The organism is Pseudomonas sp. GM30, assembly GCF_000282275.2.
In the GTDB taxonomy this organism is placed as follows: domain Bacteria; phylum Pseudomonadota; class Gammaproteobacteria; order Pseudomonadales; family Pseudomonadaceae; genus Aquipseudomonas.
Genome location: NZ_AKJP02000003.1, coordinates 98,660 through 121,418, shown reverse-complemented (window position 1 = coordinate 121,418; position 22,759 = coordinate 98,660). Strand labels below are relative to the sequence as shown.

The following is a 22,759-nucleotide window of genomic DNA, read 5'->3' as shown; positions in this document are numbered from 1 at the left end:
CGCGTGTCACTCCTTGTTGGCGACCGGCGGCTGGGCGCCAGGATTGAGGGTCAGTTGCATGAAGGTCAGATCGAGCCAGCGACCGAACTTGGTGCCGACTTGCGGCATCTGCCCGGTGATGCTGAAACCGGCGCGTTCATGCAGACGAATGGAAGCGGTGTTGCCACTTTCGATGGCGGCGACCATCACATGCTTGTCGCAGGCTTTGGCGCGCTGGATCAAAGCAGTCATCAGTTGCGGGCCAAGGCCATTGCCGCGCTGGTCGCTACGCACGTAGACCGAGTGCTCGACGGTATGGCGGAAGCCGTCGAACGGCCGCCAGTCGCCAAACGAAGCGTAGCCGAGCACCACGTTGTCGGCGTCGACGATCACCAGAATCGGGTAGGCCTGGGCCTGACGGGCGCTGAACCACGCCTGACGGTTACCGAGATCGACTGCCGATTCGTTCCAGATCGCCGTGGTATTGAGCACTGCGTCGTTGTAGATGTCACGGATCGCCGGCAGATCGGCGTGCAGGGCATCGCGAATGGTGTAAGTCATGGCGCGGCCTCAGACGATTGGCTGGTGGACGGTGACCAATTTGGTGCCGTCGGGGAACGTGGCTTCGACCTGGATCTCCGGGATCATTTCCGGGATGCCTTCCATCACCTGTTCACGGCTCAGCAGAGTGGTGCCGTAATGCATCAACTCGGCGACGGTCTGGCCATCACGGGCGCCTTCGAGCAGCGCGGCGGAGATGTAGGCCATGGCTTCCGGGTAGTTGAGCTTCACGCCCCGGGCCAGTCGGCGCTCGGCGACGAGGCCGGCGGTGAAGATCAGCAGCTTGTCTTTTTCGCGTGGGGTCAGGTCCATCGTTTGAAATCCATAATCGGCAGTTGGAAATTATTGGTCGTACGCGCTCTGTAGGAGCTACCGAAGGCTGCGATCTTTTGATCTTGCTCTTGAGGATCAAAAGATCGCAGCCTGCGGCAGCTCCTACAGGGGAATGCATTTCAGGTGTTCCAGATTCGGGGTGGCTGGGCCTCGCGGCCTAGCAGGGCCGGGCGCAGCAGGCGCCACAGGTCGATCAGCCAGGCGCGGGCCAGTAGTGCCTCGCTCGCCAGGCAACGGGCGACCAAAAGCCCCGGCAATTGGGTCAGATCGCCGCGCACCTCATGGCTCAGCGAACGACACCGCTCCAGCAGCTCTGCATCAATCTCACCGGTGACCAACAGCGTGGCGAACACCGGTTTGCCATCCAGCCCGATCGGCGAATCGAGCAAACCATCATTGCCGCTGATCCGTTGACGCTCATGCCAGAGCAATCGCCCGTCGCGGCGGATATCCAGATGCGCCTGAAAGTGTCCGAGGTCGAAGCGCTCGCCGCTGGCCGGTCGGCCCAGCGCCACCACGTCCCAGTAGAACAGCCGCGCATCGCCCTCAAGTTCGATCGAGGTGCTGAGTTCAGCCTGAGCGGCGCTGTAGACGATGGTTTCCTGCGGCAGCCACTCCAGCGTCGCGCCGGCCGCGACTTTCAGATTGAGCTGCTGATACGCCGGCCCCGCTGCGCGATACCACTTGGCCGCGCCGGGGCTGGTGATCTGCGCCCAGGCGTCTGCTTCGACGCGGGCGCTGATGTTCAGCCGGTCACCGCCGGCGATCCCTCCGGGCGGGTGGACGAAGATGTGCTGGCAGACCTCGGGGCCTTCGGCATACAGGTGCTTTTGCACGCGCAGCGGGCCGAGATGCCGGCGCTGAACCGGGCGCGTGCAGTCGCCGAAGCGGGCGTAGGCCAGCTCCAGCTCGGCGTGCCAGCTCGGGGTAAACAGGGCAGTGGGAAGCGCTAAGTTCATGGTTTGTAATTATCGTTAGGAAGCTACAGATTAAATTGTTACCAGACCTCGTACACCCTCTGCCTCCATATTTTCACCGCGACCCTGCTGCACGATCTCGCCCCGGGACATCACCAGGTACTGATCGGCCAGCTCCGCAGCAAAATCGTAGAACTGTTCCACCAGCAAAATCGCCATGTCGCCGCGCGCCGCGAGCTTCTTGATCACCGCGCCGATCTCCTTGATCACCGAGGGCTGGATGCCTTCGGTGGGTTCGTCGAGGATCAGCAAACGCGGACGACTGGCCAGGGCGCGACCGATAGCCAGCTGCTGTTGCTGACCGCCGGACAGGTCGCCACCGCGGCGCTGCTTCATTTGTAGCAGCACCGGGAACAATTCGTAGATGAAACTTGGGACTTCTTTCGCTTCGCTGCCGGGAAACCGCGACAAACCCATCAGCAGATTCTCTTCCACCGTGAGCCGGCCGAAGATTTCCCGGCCCTGCGGCACATAGGCGATCCCGGCGTGTACGCGCTGGTGCGGCTTGAACGTGGTGATCGGTTTGCCCTCCCAGTTCACCGCCCCTTCCCTGGCCGGCAGCAGGCCCATCAGGCACTTGAGCAGGGTGGTCTTGCCCACGCCGTTGCGCCCGAGCAGGCAGGTGACTTCGCCGACGTTTACGTCAAAGCTCAGGCCGCGCAGGATGTGGCTACCGCCGTAGTATTGGTGCAGCTTGTCGACTTGCAGCATTCTCAAAATCTCCTCAAATCCCCCTGTGGGAGCGGGCTTGCTCGCGAATGCGGTGGATCAGTCGCCATCAACTTGAATGGCACACCGCATTCGCGAGCAAGCTCGCTCCCACATTGGAAAGGTGTTTGCAGCTCAGCGGCCGAGGTAGACCTCGATCACCCGCTCGTTTTCCTGCACCTGCTCCAGCGAGCCTTCGGCCAGCACGCTGCCCTGATGCAGCACCGTCACATGGTCGGCAATCGAGCCGACGAAGCCCATGTCGTGCTCCACCACCATCAGCGAATGTTTGCCGGCCAGCGACTTGAACAGCTCGGCGGTGAATTCGGTTTCGGCATCGGTCATGCCCGCCACCGGTTCGTCGAGCAGCAGCAGTTGCGGGTCCTGCATCAGCAACATGCCGATCTCCAGAAACTGCTTCTGCCCGTGTGACAGCAGGCCCGCCGGGCGATTGACCGAGGTGGTCAGGCGAATGGTGTCGAGCACTTCGCTGATCCGGTCTTTCTGCTCGCCGCTCAACTTCGCCCGCAGACTGGCCCACACCGACTTGTCGGTTTTCTGCGCCAGCTCCAGGTTCTCGAACACGCTCAGGGCTTCGAACACCGTTGGCTTCTGGAACTTGCGCCCGATCCCGGCCTGGGCGATCTGTACTTCGCTCATCTGCGTCAGATCCAGAGTTTCGCCGAACCATGCCTTGCCGTGACTGGGGCGGGTCTTGCCGGTGATCACGTCCATCAGCGTGGTCTTGCCTGCGCCGTTGGGGCCGATGATGCAGCGCAGTTCGCCGACGCCGATGTACAGGTTCAGATTGTTGAGGGCGCGGAAGCCATCGAAGCTGACGCTGATGTCTTCCAGGGTCAGGATCGTCCCGTGGCGGGTATCGAGGCCCGGGCCGACCCGTTGGCCGAGGCCGATCGAGTCGCGGCTGGTGCCTTCGTCCTTGTTCGGTTCCACGGGGAAAAACGCCGGCTCGAGCATGAATTCAGCACTCGCAGTGACTCTCATTGTTCACCTCGTTTCTTCAGCAGGCCGATCACGCCTTTGGGCAAATACAACGTCACGACAATGAACAGCGCACCGAGGAAGAACAGCCAGTATTCGGGGAAAGCCACGGTGAACCAGCTCTTCATGCCGTTGACCACGCCGGCACCGAGCAACGGCCCGATCAGCGTGCCACGGCCGCCAAGAGCCACCCATACCGCCGCTTCGATGGAGTTGGTCGGCGACATTTCGCTGGGATTGATAATGCCCACCTGCGGCACATACAACGCTCCGGCCAGACCGCACAGCACCGCGCTCAAGACCCAGACGAACAGCTTGAAACCGCGCGGGTCGTAACCGCAGAACATCAGGCGGTTTTCCGCATCGCGCAGCGCCGTCAGCACCCGGCCGAACTTGCTCTGCGCCAGACGCCAGCCGATGAACAGGCTCGCCACCAGCAGCAACACCGTAGCCAGAAACAGCACCGCGCGAGTACCCGGTTCAGTGATGCCGAAACCGAGAATCGTGCGGAAATTGGTGAAGCCGTTGTTGCCGCCAAACCCGGTCTCGTTGCGGAAAAACAGGAGCATGCCGGCGAAGGTCAGGGCCTGGGTCATGATCGAGAAATACACCCCCTTGATCCGCGAGCGGAAGGCGAAGAAACCGAACACCAGCGCCAGCAGACCGGGAGCCAGCACCACCAGACACATCGACCAGATAAAGCTGCCGGTGCCGCTCCAGTACCACGGCAATTCCGTCCACGACAAAAAGGTCATGAACGCCGGCAAGCCATCCCCGGCGGCCTGGCGCATCAGGTACATGCCCATCGCATAACCGCCGAGGGCGAAGAACAGACCGTGACCCAGCGACAGCAGCCCGGCGTAACCCCAGACCAGATCCAGCGCCAGGGCGACGATGGCGTAGCAGAGGATTTTGCCGACCAGCGTCAGGGTGTAGGCGGAAACATGCAGCGCGCTGTCCGCCGGCAATAGCGACAGCAATGGCAGGGCGATCAGCAGCGCGAGGATCACCGCGCCGATGGCAAGGGTGACTTTCGGCCCGGCCTTTTGCGTGGCCGTGACAAGTAGAGGCTGGTTCATCAGTCGATCACCCGTCCTTTCAGTGCGAAGAGGCCTTGCGGACGTTTCTGGATGAACAGAATGATCAGCGCGAGGATCAGGATCTTGCCCAGTACCGCACCGATCTGCGGTTCGAGAATCTTGTTGGCGATGCCCAGCCCGAACGCGGCGAGCACGCTGCCGGCGAGTTGACCGACACCCCCGAGCACCACCACCAGGAACGAGTCGATGATGTAGCTTTGACCCAGGTCCGGGCCGACGTTGCCGATCTGGCTCAGCGCCACGCCACCGAGGCCGGCGATGCCCGAGCCGAGGCCGAAGGCGAGCATGTCGACGCGACCGGTGGGCACGCCGCAGCAGGCGGCCATGTTGCGGTTCTGCGTGACCGCACGCACGTTGAGGCCGAGGCGGGTCTTGTTCAGCAGCAGCCAGGTCAGCACCACCACGAACAAGGCGAAGGCGATGATCACGATGCGGTTGTACGGCAGCACCAGATTCGGCAGCACCTGAATCCCGCCGGACAGCCACGCCGGGTTCGCCACCTCGACGTTCTGCGCACCGAACAGCAAGCGCACCAACTGAATCAGCATCAGGCTGATGCCCCAGGTGGCGAGCAGGGTTTCCAGCGGTCGGCCGTAGAGATGACGAATCACCGTGCGTTCCAGCGCCATGCCGATCGCCGCCGTGACAAAGAACGCCACCGGCAGCGCGATCAGCGGATAGAACTCGATGGCTTGCGGTGCGTAACGCTGGAACAGCAACTGCACTACGTAGGTCGAGTAGGCGCCGAGCATCAGCATCTCGCCGTGGGCCATGTTGATCACCCCGAGCAGGCCGAAGGTGATCGCCAGCCCGAGCGCCGCGAGCAGCAGGATCGAGCCGAGGGACATGCCGCTGAAGGCTTGACCGAGTACTTCGCCGATCAGCAGTTTGCGCTTGACCTGAGCCAGACTGGTTTCGGCGGCGGTGCGCACCCCGGCATCGCTTTCCACGCCGGGTTCGAGCAGGCCTTCGAGGCGCGTGCGGGCCAGCGGGTCGCCGGTTTCACCGAGCAGGCGCACGGCGGCCAGACGCACCGCCGGGTCGCTGTCAACCAGTTGCAGGTTGGCCAGCGCCAGGCTCAGTGCGGCGTGGACGTTCTCGTCTTTTTCGCCAGCCAGTTGCTGGTCGAGGAATTTCAGCTGCGCGGGTTTCGCGCTTTTCTGCAATTGCTGCGCAGCAGTCAGACGGGTTTTGGCGTCGGCGGCGAGCAATTGGTGGCTGGCCAGAGCGGTGTCGATCAGACCCCGCAGGCGGTTGTTCAGGCGCAGGGTTTTTGGCTGGCCGTCGACGGTCAATTCGCCTTGTTGCAGGGCGTTGATCAGTTCGATGCGGGCAGGCTCGGGCTGCGCGGCCCAGGCTTCCAGCAGTCTGGCTTGCTGCACCGGGTTGGCGGCGACGAAGTCTTCGGCGTCGCTGGCGTGAGTGGCTATCGGCAGCAAAAGTGCGAGGGCCAGGAGGAAACGGTATAGGGCAGTGGGCATAGTCAGTCGCCTTGACGCGGACATTGTGGGAGCGAGCTTGCTCGCGAAAACGGTCTGACATTCACCATCGATGTCGACTGTCAGGGCCTCTTCGCGAGCAAGCTCGCTCCCACAGGGATTTGTACCCGCCTCAAGTATCGAGGCGGGCATCCAATGGCTCAGTTGCTCTTCACCGCATAGTCCGGCTTCTTGTCGTTGCCATCGATAAACGGACTCCAAGGCTGGGCGCGGATAGGCCCTTCGGTCTGCCACACGACGTTGAACTGACCGTCGCTCTGGATCTCGCCGATCATCACCGGTTTGTGCAGGTGGTGATTGGTCTTGTCCATGGTCAGGGTGTAACCGGACGGCGCGGCGAAGGTCTGGCCGGCCAGCGCTTCGCGAACTTTGTCGACGTCGGTGGACTTGGCCTTTTCCGCTGCTTGCGCCCACATGTGGATGCCGACGTAGGTGGCTTCCATCGGGTCGTTGGTCACGGCTTTGTCGGCACCCGGCAGGTTGTGTTTCTTCGCGTAGGCTTTCCAGTCATCAACGAATTTCTTGTTCACCGAGTTCTCCACGGACTCGAAGTAGTTCCACGCCGCGAGGTTGCCCACAAGTGGTTTGGTGTCGATGCCGCGCAGTTCTTCTTCGCCCACCGAGAACGCCACCACCGGCACGTCGGTAGCCTTCAGGCCCTGGTTGGCCAGCTCTTTGTAGAACGGCACGTTGGAGTCGCCGTTGACTGTGGAGATCACAGCAGTCTTGCCACCGGCGGAGAATTTCTTGATGTTGGCGACGATGGTTTGATAGTCGCTGTGACCGAACGGGGTGTAGACCTCTTCGATGTCCTTGTCGGCCACGCCTTTGGAGTGCAGGAACGAGCGCAGGATCTTGTTGGTGGTGCGCGGGTAGACGTAGTCGGTGCCGAGCAGGAAGAAGCGCTTGGCGCTACCGCCTTCTTCGCTCATCAGGTATTCAACGGCGGGGATCGCTTGCTGGTTCGGCGCGGCGCCGGTGTAGAACACGTTTGGCGACATCTCTTCGCCTTCATATTGCACCGGGTAGAACAGCAGACCATTGAGCTCTTCGAACACCGGCAGCACCGATTTGCGCGACACCGAGGTCCAGCAGCCGAACACCACCGCAACCTTGTCCTGCGTCAGCAACTGTCGGCCCTTTTCGGCGAACAGCGGCCAGTTCGACGCCGGGTCGACCACCACCGGTTCGAGCATCTTGCCGTTGACCCCGCCCTTGGCGTTGATTTCGTCGATGGTCATCAGCGCCATGTCCTTGAGCGACGTTTCGGAGATCGCCATGGTCCCGGACAACGAATGCAGAATCCCGACCTTGATGGTCTCGGCAGCCTGGACAGTCCAGGTCATGCCCATCGCGGCAATGGATGCCGTGAGAGTGAAAGCCTTGATCAAACTGCGACGCTTCATTGTGCGATCTCCATGAACGTTAAAGTTTTTTATGGTTGGCAGATGCGGACGACTGAAGGGTGTTTTGCAAGGGCTGTGCCCGGCCGGGATCGGGCAGGGAAATGTCGGTTTAGAGCGGTTGTGCGTTGACGCGGTGCACCATGAAGGCACGCGCAGGGAGCGCTGGTGCAGGCAACCGCGCCAGATTGGGGCGCGATTTCAAGGACAACACTGTCCCCTGTAGGAGTGAGCCTGCTCGCGATAGCGTTCTGTCATCCGCATTGATGTCGGATGTGCTGCCGTCATCGCGAGCAGGCTCACTCCTACAAGTTGATTGTGTCGGATCAGCGGCGGCGCATCAGGCCGATGAAGAAGAGGCCGCCGATGGCGGCGGTGGCGACGCCGATGGGCAGGTCTTCCGGGGCGATCATCGTGCGTGCAGCAACATCGACCCACACCAGGAACAGGCTGCCGAGCAGGACGCAGGCCGGCAGCAATCGCCGGTGTTCGGCGCCGACCAGACGCCGGGCAATGTGCGGCACCATCAGCCCGACAAAACCGATCGAGCCGCTGATCGACACCAGCACCCCGGTCATCAACGAGGCAATCACAAACACCCGCAGGCGCACCGCCCGGGCATTCAGGCCGAGGGTGACGGCGGTCTGTTCGCCGGCCATCAGTGCGTTCAAAGGTCGGGCCATGCCCAACAGCAAAACCAGGCCAAGCAGCACGCTCAGCGCGGGTATCGTCAGCAGCTCCCAGCGTGCCAGGCCGAGGCCGCCGAGCATCCAGAACATCACCGCCGAACTGGCGCGATGGTCGCCCATGAACAGCAGCAGGTTGGCGATCGCCATCATTACGAACGACACCGCCACGCCGCACAGCAGCAAGTGGTCGCTGTCGAGCCGACCCTGACGGTTGGCAATGCCCAGCACCAGAAACATGCTCAGCAATGCGCCGATGAATGCGGCAATCGGCAAGGTCAGCAGGCCGACGATTTCACCGACGTGCAGCACCACGATCACTGCGCCGAGTGTCGCGCCGGAGGTGACGCCGAGCAGGTGCGGATCGGCAAGAGGATTGCGCGTCACCGCTTGCAACACCGCGCCAATCAACGCCAGACCGGCGCCGACCAACGCCCCGAGCAACATGCGCGGCACGCGGATCAGCCAGACGATGTGCTCCTGGCCCGCACTCCAGTCCGGTACGCCGAGGCCGAACAACTTGTGCAGCAGAATCCGCCACACCACGTCCACCGGCACCCGCGCCGGACCAAAGCCCAGCGACACCACGCACGACACCAGCAACACGGCACCGAGGGCAATCAGCAGCAGGGTGTAGCGACGGTCGATCATTCGCCGTGGAACCCCTTGGCCAGGGTTTCCACCGCCAGCACGTTATCGATCCCCGGCGTGGCCTGCACGTAAGGGATGACGATGAAGCGCTGGTTCTTGATCGCGTCCACCGATTGCAGCGCCTTGTTTTTCAGCAGAAATTCGATCTTCTGCTCGGCAGTGATTTCGCTGTAGTCGACGATCACGATCACTTGCGGATTGCGCTCGACCACGGTCTCCCAGTTGACCCGGGTCCAGCTCGCCTCGACGTCATCGAGAATGTTGCGCCCGCCAGCGGCGTCGATCAGCGCCTGCGGCATGCCGAGTCGTCCGGAGGTCATGGCGCGGTCTTCACCGCTGTCGTAGAGAAACACCCGCGGCTTGTCGGCGGGCAGGTTTTTGCGGATTTCGGCGACCTGACTTTGCATGTCGGCGATCAGTGCGTTGGCGCGATCCTGCACGTCGAAAATTTTGCCGAGGTTGCGCAGGTCGTTGTAGGTGTCGTCCAGCGTCGCCGCCGGGCGCTTCATCACGAAGGCGCAGGATTCGGTCAGTTCATACACGTTGATGCCCAGCGGTTGCAGGGTCTGCGGGGTGAGGTCGCCGCCGACGCGCATGCCGTAATCCCAACCGGCGAAAAAGAAATCGACGTTGGCGTTGAGCAGGGTTTCCACCGACGGGTATTTCGCGGCCAGTTCCGGCAAACCGTCGAGTAGCGACTGCATTTCGGGCGTCACCGACTTCCAGCCGCTGACACCGCTGTAACCGGCCATACGCGATTTGAGGCCGAGGGCGAGCATCATCTGGGTCATGTTGATGTCGTGGCTGACTGCGTGTTTCGGCGCCTCGCTGAAGGTCACTTCGCGATTGCAGCTGTGGATGGTCAGCGGGTATCTGGTGGCTTCGGCCAGGGCTTGAGCACTGCACAACAGAAGAGCGACACAAAGCAGGGAACGCACAGTCATGGTCGGGTTATCCAAGTGATTCGCGGGTAGCCGTGGAGGGGGTGGGAGTCGATCAGCGCCTCGACGCCGAACACGTCGCGCAGCAGCTCGGTGGTCAGTACATCTTGCGGCGTGCCGCTGGCGACGATGCGCCCGTGGTTGATCACGTACAGTCGGTCACAGAACGCGGCGGCCAGATTCAGGTCGTGGATGCTGGCGAGGGTGCCAATCTGCAGGCGTTTGACCAGTTGCAGCAGTTCGAGCTGATAGCGCGGGTCGAGGTGGTTGGTCGGCTCGTCGAGGATCAGCAATTGCGGTTGCTGGGCCAGGGCGCGGGCGAGGATTACCCGCTGTTTTTCACCGCCGGACAGGGTGGCGAACGCATGGTCTTCGAAGCCTTCGAGTCCGACGGACTTGAGCGCTTGCGTCGCCAGATTGCGATCTTCCAGCGTGTCGCCATCGAACAGGCCTTTGTGCGGCGTGCGGCCCATGGCGACCACTTCCTCGACGGTCAGGCCAAAGGCATCGGGGAATTCCTGCAGGACCACGGCGATGCGTTGTGCGCACCAGCGTGAGGACTGTTTCCACACATTGTGATGATCGAGTCTGACCTCACCGCTGTCGGGTTGGCTGAAGCGATAGGCACAGCGCAGCAGGCTGGTCTTGCCGCTGCCGTTCGGGCCGATCAAACCGACAAACTCACCGGCGGCCACCTGCAGGGACGCGTCACGCAGCTGGAACTGGTGATGGCAGTGGCCGTGGCCCAGAGGTGTCCAGGCGAGGTTGGCGAGATTTAGCGAGGTCATGCTTTTACTCTGAAATATCGGGTGTTGCTGATGACGCCTTCGCGAGCAAGCTCGCTCCCACAGTGGATCGCATTTCAATGTGGGAGCGAGCTTGCTCGCGAAGGGGCCGGTGAATCAAAAGGTGTAATCAGCGGTGACGAAGAACGATCTCGGCTCGCCGAGAATCCATTGCTGGCCCTCATTGTATTGGCTTTGCGCGTACCGGCGGTCAAACAGATTGTTCACCTGCAGGCCCAGCGTGGTGTTGCGCAGGGCCTGCCACGACAGCGTCGCATCGACCACGGTGTAACTTGGCAGCTCGTTACGGTTGGCCATGTCGGCGTAGCGCGCATCGACATAACGCACGCCAGCGCCGGCCTTCAGATCATCGCTGAGGTTTTTGTTCAGCCACAGGTTGGCGGTGCGCCGTGGCACATCCACCGGGCGATTGCCGTTGTAGGACAGGGTTTGCCCGTTGACCACCTCGGAGAAGTCATCGTACCTGGCCTTCACAATCGCCGCGTTGGCCTGCAGTTGCCAGGCGTGCGGCAGTTGCAGATCGAGGCTGGCTTCCAGGCCGTTGGACGATTGCTGGCCGACTTGCTGCTTGAGCGTCGGGTTGCCCGGATCGTCGGTCAGCAGCTTCTTTTTGACGATGCGATAGGCCGCCAGGGTGAACTCGCCGCGTTGATCCCAGAACAACTGCTTCATGCCGACTTCTGTCTGGCGTGCAGTCGAGAGGTCGTATTGCTGTTGGCTCGGGCTCAGGGAAATCAGGCCGCCGATGCCATCGGTACTGGTCGCGACCTGGCCGTAGAACGAGGTCTGCGGCGTCAGGGCAAACACCAGTCCGGCCTTCCAGTTGTTGCCGGTCAGGGTCTTGTCGCTCTGGCTGCCGTCGATCAGATTGTTGCGATCCACATGCACGTAGTCGCGGCGCACGCCGGTCACCAGCGACCAGCGCTCGCTCAATTGCGTGCGATTTTCCGCGAACACTGACATCTGTTTGGTGGTGCTGTCGAACTGGTCGCGGTACGGGTTGGCGCTTTCGAAATAGCCCGCTTGCGGGTGATACAGATCCAAGGGCTGACCGTTGGGCAGCACGTCGTTGAACGGCGAGTTGCTGTTGAGCTGGAAGCGGATGCGGTTGTAATCGACGCCAGTCACGGTCTGGCTGTCGAGGCCGAACAGCGAGTGCTTGAAGGTGAAGGTCTGGCGGTCGCCGACCTGCTCCTGCTGGTGGCCGATGCCGAAGTAGCCACTGCGGCTGAGTTGCTGGCTGTCGCGGTCGAAGTTGTAGTTTTCGGCGTTCTGCCAGCGGCGCTGGGCCTTGAGGTAGTACAGCTCGTTGCTGGCACTGACCGCGTCGTTGATCTGCCAATCCGTGGTCAGGCGCGTCCACTGATCGTTGTAGTGCTGCTGGTCGTCGCGCACGTTGTAGTTCTTGTTGCGCAGGCTGTCCTGCAATCGGCCGTTGATCAGTGGCGTGCCGAAGTAGTTCTGCGGGCGCTGATCGCCGTAGTCGTGGGCGAGGGTGAACGCCAGGTCGTCAGTGGCCTGCCAGCGCAGGGCGGCGCTGATGAAATCGCTTGATGAATCACCGCGATCGACCCAGCCGTTGCTGCGCAGACGATTGAGATTGAGGCGATAGCTCAGGGTGTCGCTCAGCGAACCGCCGCTGTCGAACGCCTGCTGCTGGCTGTCGTAGGAACCGTAGCCGAGGCGCAGGTGATTTTCGATTTCACCCTCGAACGGTTTCTTCGGAATCACGTTGACCACCGCGCCGGTTGCGCCTTCGCCGTACAGCACTGACGCCGGGCCGCGCAGCACATCGACGCGATCCACCGCCCAGGTGTCGACCGGAAAGGTCACGGTGCCCATGCCGGTGTACATGCGGTTGCCGTCATACAACTGCATCACCGAACTCTGCCCGGTAAAACCGCGTGCCTGCAACGAGGTGCCGCCATCGCCCGGGGTGCCGGTGCGGCTGATGCCGGTGCTGCGCGATACGGCGTCCTGCACGCTGCGATCGCCACGGGCACGCACCTGCTCGCCGCTGAGGCTTTCGACGCTGGCCGGGGTTTCCATGGCCGTCAGGTTCAGGCGCGAACCGGCGGAGGTCGGCGTGGTCAGGCTGACACTTTCTTCGTCAACCGCAGGCGCGGAGATGGTGCCGGTGGGCAGCGTCAACGGTTGGCCATCGGCGTTGGCATTGTTCAGGGCAAGCAGGCAGAGGCTGGACAAGAGGTACTTGTTCATCGGGACGGTGAATCACTTCTTCAAAAGAAAGCCCGCAACGTGTGGTTGCGGGCAGAGCGGCCTATTGCGTTATACAGTAACACTAAAAAATGCCGGAGTTTAAGTCACGACAGTTTAAAGATCTGTCTGAAACGCGCATCTCGCCTGCTTCACGATCAAGTTGAGGCAGATTCAGCTTGGCGGCCCAGACGCGACAGCAGCAGGCGATCCAGCAGCCAGACCAGCACCAGCGAAGCCCCCACCAGCGGAAAAATCACCGCCAGCACCAGCATGATCGCCACGCCGGTTTTCCATTTCGGCAGGTCATGACGCAGCGGCGGTACGCCGAACTTGCCCTGCGGGCGACGCTTCCACCAGATCACCACACCGCTGACGGCGCTGAGCAGAATCATCAGGCAGATCAGCAGCACGATGATCTGATTGAAGGCGCCGAACATCTTGCCTTCGTGCAGCATTACGCCGATTTCCGTGGCCCGCGCGACTGCGCCGTACTGCTCGAAACGCACATCGGCGAGGACCTTGCCGGTGTACTGATCGACATGCAGGGTCGCGTCGTTGCGCGGGTCGTCGGCGAACACGGCAATGGTGAACACACCGGTTGCGGTGGTCGGCAGGGTGATGCTGTAGCCCGGTTCGACCTTGCGTTCAATGGCGATGTTCTGCACCTCTTGCAGCCTGATCGCGGGTGCGGCGGGACCGTGCTGCATGCCGCCGTGAGCCATGTGTTCGGCGTGGTCGCCGGACATCGGCATCGGCGTGTTTTCCATCGCCCATGGCACAGTCTGGCGCGCGGCGTTGTTGAGGCTGCGGGCCTCGACGTTGGAGGTCGGCACGTTGTTCCACATCGCGGCCGGAAACACGTTCCACACCTGGGCGTACTGCTTGCCCCAGAAACCGGTCCAGGTCATGCCACTGAGCAGCATCACCAACAGCAATCCCGCGCCCCAGAACCCGGTGACCGCGTGCAGATCTCGCCATAGCACCCGACCACGACTGTTCAGGCGTGGCCACAAAATCCCGGCGGCTTGACCGCGCGGCCACCACAGGAACACCCCCGACACCACCAGCACCACGCCCCAGCCAGCGGCAAGTTCGATCAGGCGATCACCGAGCGTGCCGATCATCAATTCGCCGTGGATGGCGCGGGCGACGGCTTGCAGATTTTTCTTCGCATCCTGCTCGCCGAGGATGTCACCGTGGTACGGATCGATGAACACGTTGAGTTCGCGATCTGCATTCTTGACGACAAACTGTGCGCTGCGTTCGGCGTTGGCCGGCGGCAGGTACTGGGTGATCTGGCCTTGTGGATAAGCGCTTTTCACCCGTTGCAGCAGATCATCGGCCGGCACCATGTGATGCCCGGCGGGGACGTTGAGCAGGCTGCTGTACATCAGCGAATCGAGTTGTGGTTTGAACAGGTAGACGATGCCGGTCAGGGCCAGCATCACCATGAACGGCGCGACGAATAATCCGGCATAGAAATGCCAGCGCCAGGCCAGGTTGTAGAAATTCGGTTTGGGCTTTTGCATCACGTTTGCTCCGCATGGCTTGGATCTTTTAGTTGTTCTGCAACCCTTGTGGGAGCGAGCTTGCTCGCGAAGGCGTCGTATCAGGCTGCATCTATGTTGGATGTGCCGTCCCCTTCGCGAGCAAGCTCGCTCCCACAGGGTGGGATTTGACTGTTAGAAACTCATATCGACCTTGGTCCAGAGCGTGCGCCCCGGTTCGTTGATCGCTTGCGGGTCGTTGGCCGGGTAGCCGAAGCCGGCGTTGCCCGCCAGGTTCAGGTGCTCGGCGTAAGCCTTGCCGAACAGGTTGTCGACGCCGGTGCTGACCTTCCAGTTCTTGTTGATCCGGTACGCGCCGTTGAGCGAGAACACGCCAAAGCCGCCGCTCTTGTCGTAGTCCTTGCCGACCACGTTGCCTTTGTTCTGGTCGATGCGGTTTTGCGCCGCGACCACGCGCCACAACGCCCCGGCGCTCCAGTGGTCTTCGCTGTAGGTCAGGCCGAAGCGCGCATCCAGCGGCGGCATTTGCGGCAGGGCTTTGCCGTCGCTGCTGTTCTTGCCCCAGGCGTAAGCCAGGGTCGCGTCGGCTTTCCAGTTATCGGTGAGTTTGTAGGCGGCACCGAGTTCGCCACCCATGATCCGTGCGTCGATGTTTTCCGCGCGCGAAGTGCTCATGCCCATCATCGTCGGCGTGTAGTCGAACAGGATGTAATCGCGCACCACGCCGATGTAGCCCGAGGCCCAGGCTTCGAGTTCGGCGGTCTTGTAGTTCACGCCGAAGTCGAACTGGGTGGTCTTCTCCGGTTTGATCGAGTCGAACGCATTAAGCGAACCGGCCGGGCCGGACTTCGGTGAAAACAGCTCCCAGTAATCCGGGAAGCGCTGCGCGTGACCGAGGCCGGCGTACAGCGTGGCCGGGGCGTCGGCCAGATCATGTTCGTAACGCACGAAGCCGCTCGGCAGGGTGTCGGCGCGGGTCTCGTCGGCGGTCGGGTTCGGCCGGCTCGTCATCCCCGAGCCAATGCTCTGCCGGTAATCCTTGGCCGAAGCACGGTCGACCCGGGCGCCGGTAATCAGCCGATCACGGTCGGCGGCGTACCACGTCATCTCACTGAACACGCCGTAGTTATGGAAATCGGCGTCCTTGGTGTACGGCTGATCCTTGTAGGTGTCGATGCCCATACCGCTGCGCTGACGATGCTCGTTGGTCTGCGCGTCGAGGCCGGTGATCAGTTGGATGTCGGCCCAGCGCCAGGTTGCCTTGATCCGCGCGCCGAGGGTGCGCCGGTCGACGTTGGACGCCATGGGCCCGGCCATCATCCCGGTGCCGGACGGCGTGCGCAGGGTGTAGTTGTCCATCACGTGGTCGGCGTAGTTGTAGTAGACCTGTGCTTCGAGTTTCTCCAGCACGTCGGTGATGTTGAATTTTTCGAAGCGCAGGCCGAGGCTTTCGCGCAGGAACTGCGAACCGTCCATGCCACGTCCGGCGTAGCGCGCTTCGCCGTCGCCCTTGCCAGCGGTGAGTTCGATCAGGGTGTCGGCGTCCGGGGTCCAGCCGACGGCGATGTCACCGTTCCACTTGTCGTAGCGCGACGGCACGGTGTCGTTGTTGCCGTCGCGATAGTCGTCGGAGTGCGCGGTGTTGCCGATCACCCGCACGTAGCCCAATGGTCCACCGGCAGCGGCGTCGACAACCTTGTCGAAGCGGCCGTTGGAGCCGACCAGCACGCTGGCATTCACCCGCGTGCCGAGTTCGCCGAAGCTTTCCGGCTCACGGTCGAAGAGAATCGTGCCGGCGGATGCGCCTGGCCCCCAAAGTACGGTTTGCGGGCCTTTGATCACCGTAAGTTTGTCGTAGGTTTCTGGCGAGATGTATGAGGTCGGCGCGTCCATTCGCCCCGGGCAGGCGCCGAGCAGCATGCTGCCGTTGGTGAGAATGTTCAGTCGCGAACCGAACATGCCGCGCAGCACCGGATCACCGTTGGTGCCGCCATTGCGCACCAGGGCGAAGCCGGGAATGGTCTTCAGGTAATCGCCGCCGTCACTGGCCGGCACCGGTTGGCGCGGGTCCTTGGGGTTGGTGACGATGGTCAACGGTGAGCTGGGGGCGATCGCGGTGATCACCGTCGGACTGAGTTCTTCGTTGTGACCGGCGTGGTCATCGGCCAGCACCAACGGCGACAGCAGGACGCCGCAAAGGACGGCAGTAGCGTGCGAGAAACCAATGCGCGATGCGCTCAGCGCGAAAGACGCCTGGGCAGAACCCGAGCGTGGAACAGCAGAAAACCTGGACATGACAATTTCCATCAAACAGTCGTAAACGACACGGCCGGCAGCCAGAAGCTGTCTTCTCAACCGTGTGCAATCAATGGTGCGGTGTTTACGCGTTGACGGGCGGGGCGCGGGTGCGGGCGCCGGGGAAGAAGGTCTGCCGGGCATGGCCCAGACGCGGGGAGGATGGGGTAAAGGTGTTGACGTGGGCGATGCTGAACGTGGCGAAAGATCCGCCACCGGTCAGCGCCGGGCAGTTGAACAGCAGGCTGCAATAACCGCATTTCTCCCACAGGGCGTGGTGCGAGGATTGCGGCGGGCAGTGTTCGGCAGCCGGTTGTGCACCGTGCGCGGCATGATCCATGCCCGGCATGTCCATCGCCATGCCCATGCTCATCGGCATGGAAGTCGAGGCGTGCTGATCCATCGGCATCGACTGAGAAATCAGCGGGCCGATGAAGATCATCAACATGGCGAACAGGGCGATCCAGCTACCGCGGGTCAGAGTCTGGCTCTGGCGATGCAGGCGGGATGCCCCGGCGCGTTGTGGGCGCACGGGCGTGGTCAGCCGGATCGTTTACTGGGCGTGATCGTGTGCCTGAGTGTCTTGCGGTGGTTTCTTCTGCACCGCGACTTCGACGGTGACGTCACCGCTCTTCTCGAAGTGCAGGGTCAGCGGGAAGCGTTTGCCGTCGCTGAGCAGGCTGCGGTCTTTCGGGTGGAGCAGCATCACGTGATAGGCCATCGGCGCGAACGTCACCTTGCCGCCGGCAGGAATCACCACGTTGGGCACCTGCTGCATCTTCATCAGATCGCCCTGCATCACATGCTCGTGCAGTTGCGCTTCGGCGGTGATTGGCGAGTCGACGCTGAGCAGGCGGTCGTCGGTCTTGCCGGGATTGCTGATCACGAAATAAGCCGCGACGGTCGGCGCGTTGGGCGGCAGCTCCTGCGACCACGGGTGAGCGATTTCCAGCTCGCCGGCCTTGTATTCGTGGGCATGGGCGAAGCACGCCGGCAGCAACAGCGCAGCGATGACGAAGAGTTTGTTCAACATGGCAGTTCTCCAGAACGATATGAAACGCAGGTCAATTGCGAGACAGATCAGACCAGAGGCGAGGCGCGAGGATTGAGGCTCGGCCATTGCTGGCGCGGTGTCGGAGTTTGCAACGAGGGCGGCGCCACGCTGCGATTGCTTTCGTAGCGGGCGAAATACAGCTGCGGCGTATGGCCCGGTAACGCCACCAGCGGCGCTGAACCCGAACAGCACCAGCAATGCTGCATATTGGAATGGCTGTCGTTGGACGGGGCTTTCTGCTCCGGGGTGCCGATGTTGATCGCCACCATCTTCGTCCCGCTGCCGGTGCAGAAACTGCTCCACAGCAACTGTTCGGCCGGTGAATTGGCCGCCTGCGCCAGCGCCCCGGTCATCGGCATGGCGAGCATGTTGAACAGCACTGCAAAGCAGGCGATCCAGGCAATGGCTAGCCGGTGTCGGTTCATGGGACAGATCCGTTGGGTGGGCGATCAGGCGCGGGCTATTTAGCCTGATCAGGGCCGATAAGTAAAAAGGCGTCGTGCGGTTTGGTGTCGCAGATCAATCAAACCGCGACGGCGTGCAATCTCAAACCCAAAGCCTTCATGACCTTCATGATAGTTGCGAATTCGGGGTTACCCGTGCTGCTCAGCGCTTTATACAGACTTTCACGACCCAGGCCGGCATCGCGTGCCACCTGTGTCATGCCCTGAGCTCGGGCTATGTCATTCAATGCTGCGCGGATGAGCACGCCATCGCCTTCATCATCATCAAAGCAAGCGTCCAGATACGCCGCCATATCTTCGGGGGTTTTGAGGTATTCGGCGGCGTCGAAGCGGGTGAATTTTTCGGTCATCGCAATGTTCACCTTTGGGCTCAAAAGCGGTGAGCATAAAACCAGGCATTTAGTGCAGACAGTCAGTGGTTCTTTAAGTGGTTGTACGTAGCATCCGGTTTAGCTGTAGGGCGCTGGAGAGAGGATTACAGTACCGGCGCCTTCGCGGGCAAGCCCGCTCCCACAGGATCCGTGGCATACACAAACTATGCGGTCGCCGCCGACCACTGTGGGAGCGGGCTTGCCCGCGAAGGCGTACTCGAGATCTGCGCTTGGTTAAAGTCGAGTGAAGGAGGCAAGGGCAGCGAGGACTTCATCCGTCGTCACAAACTCCCGATCAACCCCCGCCAACTCCGGCCGCTTCAACACCATCACCGGCACCCCCAACTCCCGCGCCACTTCCAGCTTCGGCTCGGTCGCGGTGCTGCCGCTGTTCTTGCTGATCAGCACATCGATCTGTCGGCGTTCGAACAGCGCGCGTTCTTCCTCAAGCAGAAATGGCCCTCGAGCGCCGATCACTTCGCAGCGTTCGTTGCCGGGGTAGACGTCGAGGGCGCGCAGGGTCCAGAACTGGTTGGCGGGGATTTCGTCGAGGTGCTGCAGCGGTTCGCGGCCAAGGGTGAACAGCGGGCGGCGGAAGGGTTCGAGGGCTGCGGTCAGTTCGGCCCAGTCGCTGACTTCACGCCAGTCGTCGCCCGGCTGCGCCTGCCACGCGGGGCGGCGCAAGGCCCAGCAGGGGATGCCGGCGAGTTGCGCGGCGCGGGCGGCGTTGTGGCTGATTTGTGCGGCGTACGGGTGGGTTGCATCGAGCAGCAAGTCGATGCCTTGATCGCGAATGAACCGCGCCAGACCTTCGGCCCCGCCGTAGCCGCCGACCCGCACCTGGCAGCTCAGATCGGTCGGCACCCGGCCCACGCCCGCCAGGCTGTAGATGTGTTGCGGCCCAAGCGTACGGGCGATGGCTAACGCCTCGGTGACGCCGCCAAGCAACAGAATGTGCTTCATGCAAAACCTCCGGCATGGCCGACGATGCCGCCCTGACGATCAATCGCAAACACCTCGACCTGCACCTGCGCCGGCACCACGCTGCGGGCGAAATTCAGCGCATGGCGGCAGACTTCATCGCCCAGAGCGATGCCCGCCGCACTGGCCATCGCCAAGGCCTGCTGACTGGTGTTGGCTTCACGAATGCTCTGCTGCAACGCCTGATCGGCGCCAATCGCCGCCGCCCATTCGGCCAGTTGCGGCAGGTCGATGCTCGAATGCCGCGAGTGCAGATCCATGTGCCCGGCCGCCAGTTTGCTGATCTTGCCGAAGCCTCCGCACAGGCTGAGTTTATCCACAGGCACTTTGCGCAGGTGCTTGAGCACCGCGCCGACAAAGTCGCCCATTTCGATCAGGGCGATTTCCGGCAGGTCGTAGACCCGGCGCATGGTGTCTTCACTGGCATTGCCCGTGCACGCGGCAATGTGCAGGTAACCATTGGTTTTCGCCACATCGATGCCTTGGTGAATCGAGGCGATGTAGGCCGCGCAGGAGAACGGCCGGACGATGCCGCTGGTGCCGAGAATCGACAGTCCGCCGAGAATGCCCAGACGCGGATTCATGGTTTTAAGCGCCAGCGCCTCGCCGCCCTCGACGTTGACCGTCACCTCGAAACCGCCGGCATAACCGCACTCGGCGGCGAGCAGGTTGAGGTGGTCGCTGATCATCTTGCGCGGTACCGGATTGATCGCCGGCTCACCGACGCCGAGCACCAATCCCGGCCGGGTCACGGTGCCAACCCCCAGGCCAGCCTTGAAACTGATCCCCGGTTCGGCCTGCAAGCGCACGCGGGAATAGAGCAGCGCACCGTGGGTCACGTCGGGGTCGTCGCCGGCGTCCTTGATCGTCCCGGCCTCGGCGCCGCCGTCGGTCAAGCGGCAAAACTCCAGACGCATCTGTACCTGTTTGCCCTTGGGCAGGACGATCTGCACGGCGTCCGCCGACGTGCCGCCCAGCAGCAGGCGGGCGGCGGCGAGGCTGGTGGCGGTGGCGCAACTGCCGGTGGTCAGACCGCTGCGCAGCGGGGCAGGTTGTTCGGCAGTTTCGTCACGCATCGAGGGGTTTGACCAGATCCAGCAAAGTGATTGGCAATGCCTGACGCCAGGTGTCGAACTCGCCCAGTGGTTGCGCCTGAGCGACATGGATGCGCGTCAGTTCGCCGCCGTGGCGTTCGCGCCAGTGCATCAGCGTGACTTCGCTTTGCAGGGTCACGGCGTTGGCCACCAGTCGGCCGCCGGGTTTGAGTTGCTCCCAGCAGGTTTCGAACACGCCTTCACGGGTCACGCCGCCGCCGATGAAGATCGCGTCCGGGCGCTCGAGGTCGGCGAGGGCTTGTGGCGCGCGACCGCGCACCAGTTGCAGGCCGGGTACGCCCAATGCGTCGCGGTTGTGTTCGATCAACGCCTGTCGGCCCTCATCCGCCTCGATGGCGATGGCCCGACAGCTGGGGTGCGCGCGCATCCATTCGATGCCGATCGAGCCGCAACCGCCGCCGACATCCCACAGCAATTCGCCGGGGATCGGTGCGAGGCGGGCGAGGGTGATGGCGCGGACATCGCGTTTGGTCAGTTGACCGTCGTGCTGGAATGCCGAGTCGGGCAGTCCGGCAAGACGCGACAGGCGTGGTGCCTGCGCATCGGCCAGGCATTCGATGGCGATCACATTCAGATCGGCAATCGTTGGATCGCTCCAGTCATCGGCTGTACCGTCGATGCGCCGCTCGGCATCGCCCCCCAAGTGCTCCAGAACGCTCAGGCGACTGCCGCCAAAACCGCGCTCGCGCAGCAGCGCCGCGACTGCCGCCGGACTTTGCCGGTCATTGCTCAACAGCAACAGGCGCACCCCGCTGAACAGCTGCGCATTGAGTGCCGCCAAAGGTCGCGCGACCAGCGACAATGTCACTACATCCTGCAACGGCCAGCCGAGGCGGGCAGCTGCCAGCGAACAGGAGGATGGCGCGGGCAGGATCAGCATCTCGGCACTCGGCACCTGCCGCGCGAGGCTGGCACCGACGCCGTAGAACATCGGATCACCACTGGCCAGCACGCACACGGCTTCGCCGCGTTGCTGCAAAACCGGCGCGAGGGAAAACGGGCTTGGCCACAAAGTGCGTTCGCCGCGAATGCACACCGGCAGCAATTCCAGTTGCCGCTGACCACCGATGATCCGCGAGGCGCCCATCAGGGCGCGCCGGGCATTTTTACCCAGGCCCTTGAAGCCTTCTTCACCGATTCCCACTACCGTCAGCCAGGGTGTCATGCCGTTCCTCACATCGCTCGTGCCCGCTCAAGCGGCGCATGATAGCGCGGCTTCTGTTGTCTGGCGCTGACGCCTTGTCGCAGACGCTGGCAACGGTTGAAATGTTATGTGTTTCAAAACGGGTTGGCGAATTGAGCTCCTTTGTTATTTTGTTTTTATCAAGTTTTAAAAGTTATAGCTGAAAAAACTTGTAAGCCGTGCGTAAGTGTTCGGTAACTAATTGACGGACGCCTTGTTGGCGTCCACCTGCAATAAGGTTGGAAAACATGCATGACATAAAACATAACGCGACTTTAGTCGGCGACATATTGCTGGCCGGAACTCAGGGACAGTCTCGCGAGGATTACCAATTCGCCTTGAACTGTATTTATCTGGCACAACGCCAGGCAGATATCACTTACAAAAGTGAGACGCAACCGGGACGCTGGATCGATTACTTCGCCGATCTCCTGTGGTCACATGGCTGGAATCGCGATCATCGGCCGATAGAGCATGTGCAGCCGCAGTTCAATGGCAATGTGCGCAGGCTCTGGGAGGAAGTTGCATCGCCATTGCTCAGTCGTGATCAAGTGGACGGGGTTGACCGTGGACTGGTTGCGCTGGAAAGGGACATGGAACTTTTGAAAAAAGTCAAAGGCCTCAGTGGCAAGCTATTTGATTTCAAGATCATGCCGGTCAGCTATAACCCCAACGGCGATATGGAGTTGCTCGTCACCAATATCCGCTTTATTAAATCGAGTATGAATACTGAGTATTTTTTCTGGGATGTTTCGCAAGTCATGACTCAACTAGATGTAATGGTGCGCAAGGTGGTGATCAGCCGCCGTGTCATGGATGCCCGCCGCCTCAGTGTGCAGAAAGCCCTGGAGGGGGTTGCATTCGATTTTGAAGACTACGAACTTTGAACTCCGTGCGATGAAGCACTTTTACGTTGAAAAAG

Annotated in this window: 22 protein-coding genes; 1 reads left to right on the top strand and 21 read right to left on the bottom strand. The window is 62.0% G+C overall.

The features are described 5' to 3' along the window. Nucleotides 1–6: 6 nt before the first annotated feature. From PMI25_RS02800 to PMI25_RS02700, 21 genes are all read right to left on the bottom strand, one after another. Nucleotides 7–540: a GNAT family N-acetyltransferase gene (locus PMI25_RS02800; RefSeq protein WP_007966988.1), complete on the bottom strand. Its 534-nt coding sequence runs from the start codon at nucleotides 538–540 to the stop codon at nucleotides 7–9. A 9-nt stretch (nucleotides 541–549) separates the two neighbouring features. Further along, nucleotides 550–852 carry an urease subunit gamma gene (ureA, locus tag PMI25_RS02795; protein ID WP_003221215.1) on the bottom strand — a complete coding sequence of 101 codons (303 nt, stop codon included), beginning with the start codon at nucleotides 850–852 and terminating at the stop codon, nucleotides 550–552. A gap of 140 nt (nucleotides 853–992) precedes the next feature. Next, on the bottom strand, nucleotides 993–1,832 hold the full coding sequence (locus PMI25_RS02790; protein ID WP_007967935.1) for an urease accessory protein UreD: 840 nt from the start codon (nucleotides 1,830–1,832) through the stop codon (nucleotides 993–995). A 30-nt stretch (nucleotides 1,833–1,862) separates the two neighbouring features. Further along, nucleotides 1,863–2,561, bottom strand: a complete 699-nt coding sequence (urtE, locus tag PMI25_RS02785; protein WP_007967934.1) for an urea ABC transporter ATP-binding subunit UrtE — start codon at nucleotides 2,559–2,561, stop codon at nucleotides 1,863–1,865. A 132-nt stretch (nucleotides 2,562–2,693) separates the two neighbouring features. After that, nucleotides 2,694–3,563, bottom strand: a complete 870-nt coding sequence (urtD, locus tag PMI25_RS02780; RefSeq protein WP_007967933.1) for an urea ABC transporter ATP-binding protein UrtD — start codon at nucleotides 3,561–3,563, stop codon at nucleotides 2,694–2,696. Continuing rightward, complete coding sequence (gene urtC / locus PMI25_RS02775; RefSeq protein WP_007967932.1) at nucleotides 3,560–4,639, bottom strand: urea ABC transporter permease subunit UrtC; 1,080 nt, start codon at nucleotides 4,637–4,639, stop codon at nucleotides 3,560–3,562. Before urtC ends, urtD begins: the two co-directional genes overlap by 4 nt. After that, nucleotides 4,639–6,141 carry an urea ABC transporter permease subunit UrtB gene (gene urtB, locus PMI25_RS02770; RefSeq protein ID WP_007967931.1) on the bottom strand — a complete coding sequence of 501 codons (1,503 nt, stop codon included), beginning with the start codon at nucleotides 6,139–6,141 and terminating at the stop codon, nucleotides 4,639–4,641. Before urtB ends, urtC begins: the two co-directional genes overlap by 1 nt. Before the next feature lie 158 nt (nucleotides 6,142–6,299). Further along, nucleotides 6,300–7,565, bottom strand: a complete 1,266-nt coding sequence (urtA, locus tag PMI25_RS02765; protein ID WP_007967930.1) for an urea ABC transporter substrate-binding protein — start codon at nucleotides 7,563–7,565, stop codon at nucleotides 6,300–6,302. 323 nt (nucleotides 7,566–7,888) lie between these two features. Continuing rightward, nucleotides 7,889–8,899 (bottom strand): FecCD family ABC transporter permease, encoded by a 1,011-nt coding sequence (locus PMI25_RS02760; protein WP_007967929.1) that lies wholly within the window; start codon nucleotides 8,897–8,899, stop codon nucleotides 7,889–7,891. Beyond that, the gene (locus PMI25_RS02755; RefSeq protein ID WP_007967926.1) at nucleotides 8,896–9,843 is read right to left on the bottom strand and encodes an ABC transporter substrate-binding protein; all 948 of its coding nucleotides are present in this window, start codon (nucleotides 9,841–9,843) and stop codon (nucleotides 8,896–8,898) included. Before PMI25_RS02755 ends, PMI25_RS02760 begins: the two co-directional genes overlap by 4 nt. Beyond that, the gene (locus PMI25_RS02750; RefSeq protein WP_007967924.1) at nucleotides 9,840–10,628 is read right to left on the bottom strand and encodes an ABC transporter ATP-binding protein; all 789 of its coding nucleotides are present in this window, start codon (nucleotides 10,626–10,628) and stop codon (nucleotides 9,840–9,842) included. The genes PMI25_RS02755 and PMI25_RS02750 overlap by 4 nt, the downstream gene beginning before the upstream one ends. A 114-nt stretch (nucleotides 10,629–10,742) precedes the next feature. After that, nucleotides 10,743–12,866: a TonB-dependent receptor gene (locus tag PMI25_RS02745; RefSeq protein WP_007967922.1), complete on the bottom strand. Its 2,124-nt coding sequence runs from the start codon at nucleotides 12,864–12,866 to the stop codon at nucleotides 10,743–10,745. A gap of 155 nt (nucleotides 12,867–13,021) precedes the next feature. Next, nucleotides 13,022–14,395, bottom strand: coding sequence for a PepSY-associated TM helix domain-containing protein (locus tag PMI25_RS02740; RefSeq protein ID WP_007967921.1), 1,374 nt, complete (start codon nucleotides 14,393–14,395; stop codon nucleotides 13,022–13,024). Between the two features lie 153 nt (nucleotides 14,396–14,548). Continuing rightward, complete coding sequence (locus PMI25_RS02735; RefSeq protein WP_007967919.1) at nucleotides 14,549–16,669, bottom strand: TonB-dependent copper receptor; 2,121 nt, start codon at nucleotides 16,667–16,669, stop codon at nucleotides 14,549–14,551. A gap of 85 nt (nucleotides 16,670–16,754) precedes the next feature. Further along, the gene (locus PMI25_RS02730; protein ID WP_007967918.1) at nucleotides 16,755–17,201 is read right to left on the bottom strand and encodes a DUF2946 domain-containing protein; all 447 of its coding nucleotides are present in this window, start codon (nucleotides 17,199–17,201) and stop codon (nucleotides 16,755–16,757) included. Between the two features lie 21 nt (nucleotides 17,202–17,222). After that, a complete protein-coding gene (locus PMI25_RS02725; RefSeq protein ID WP_007967917.1) occupies nucleotides 17,223–17,702 on the bottom strand; it encodes a copper chaperone PCu(A)C in 480 nt (159 codons plus the stop codon). A 47-nt stretch (nucleotides 17,703–17,749) separates the two neighbouring features. Then, nucleotides 17,750–18,148, bottom strand: a complete 399-nt coding sequence (locus tag PMI25_RS02720) for a DUF2946 domain-containing protein (RefSeq protein ID WP_007967916.1) — start codon at nucleotides 18,146–18,148, stop codon at nucleotides 17,750–17,752. 98 nt (nucleotides 18,149–18,246) lie between these two features. Then, entirely contained in the window at nucleotides 18,247–18,537 is a 291-nt protein-coding gene (locus PMI25_RS02715; protein ID WP_003221244.1) for an addiction module antidote protein, read from the bottom strand. Between the two features lie 255 nt (nucleotides 18,538–18,792). Continuing rightward, a complete protein-coding gene (locus PMI25_RS02710) occupies nucleotides 18,793–19,521 on the bottom strand; it encodes a cobalt-precorrin-6A reductase (RefSeq protein ID WP_007967912.1) in 729 nt (242 codons plus the stop codon). Then, nucleotides 19,518–20,615 carry a cobalt-precorrin-5B (C(1))-methyltransferase gene (locus PMI25_RS02705; RefSeq protein WP_007967910.1) on the bottom strand — a complete coding sequence of 366 codons (1,098 nt, stop codon included), beginning with the start codon at nucleotides 20,613–20,615 and terminating at the stop codon, nucleotides 19,518–19,520. Before PMI25_RS02705 ends, PMI25_RS02710 begins: the two co-directional genes overlap by 4 nt. Continuing rightward, on the bottom strand, nucleotides 20,608–21,819 hold the full coding sequence (locus PMI25_RS02700; RefSeq protein ID WP_007967909.1) for a bifunctional cobalt-precorrin-7 (C(5))-methyltransferase/cobalt-precorrin-6B (C(15))-methyltransferase: 1,212 nt from the start codon (nucleotides 21,817–21,819) through the stop codon (nucleotides 20,608–20,610). Before PMI25_RS02700 ends, PMI25_RS02705 begins: the two co-directional genes overlap by 8 nt. Before the next feature lie 266 nt (nucleotides 21,820–22,085). On the opposite strand from PMI25_RS02700, the gene PMI25_RS02695 reads away from it, so the two are divergent. Further along, nucleotides 22,086–22,724: a hypothetical protein gene (locus PMI25_RS02695; protein ID WP_007967907.1), complete on the top strand. Its 639-nt coding sequence runs from the start codon at nucleotides 22,086–22,088 to the stop codon at nucleotides 22,722–22,724. Nucleotides 22,725–22,759: the final 35 nt, after the last annotated feature.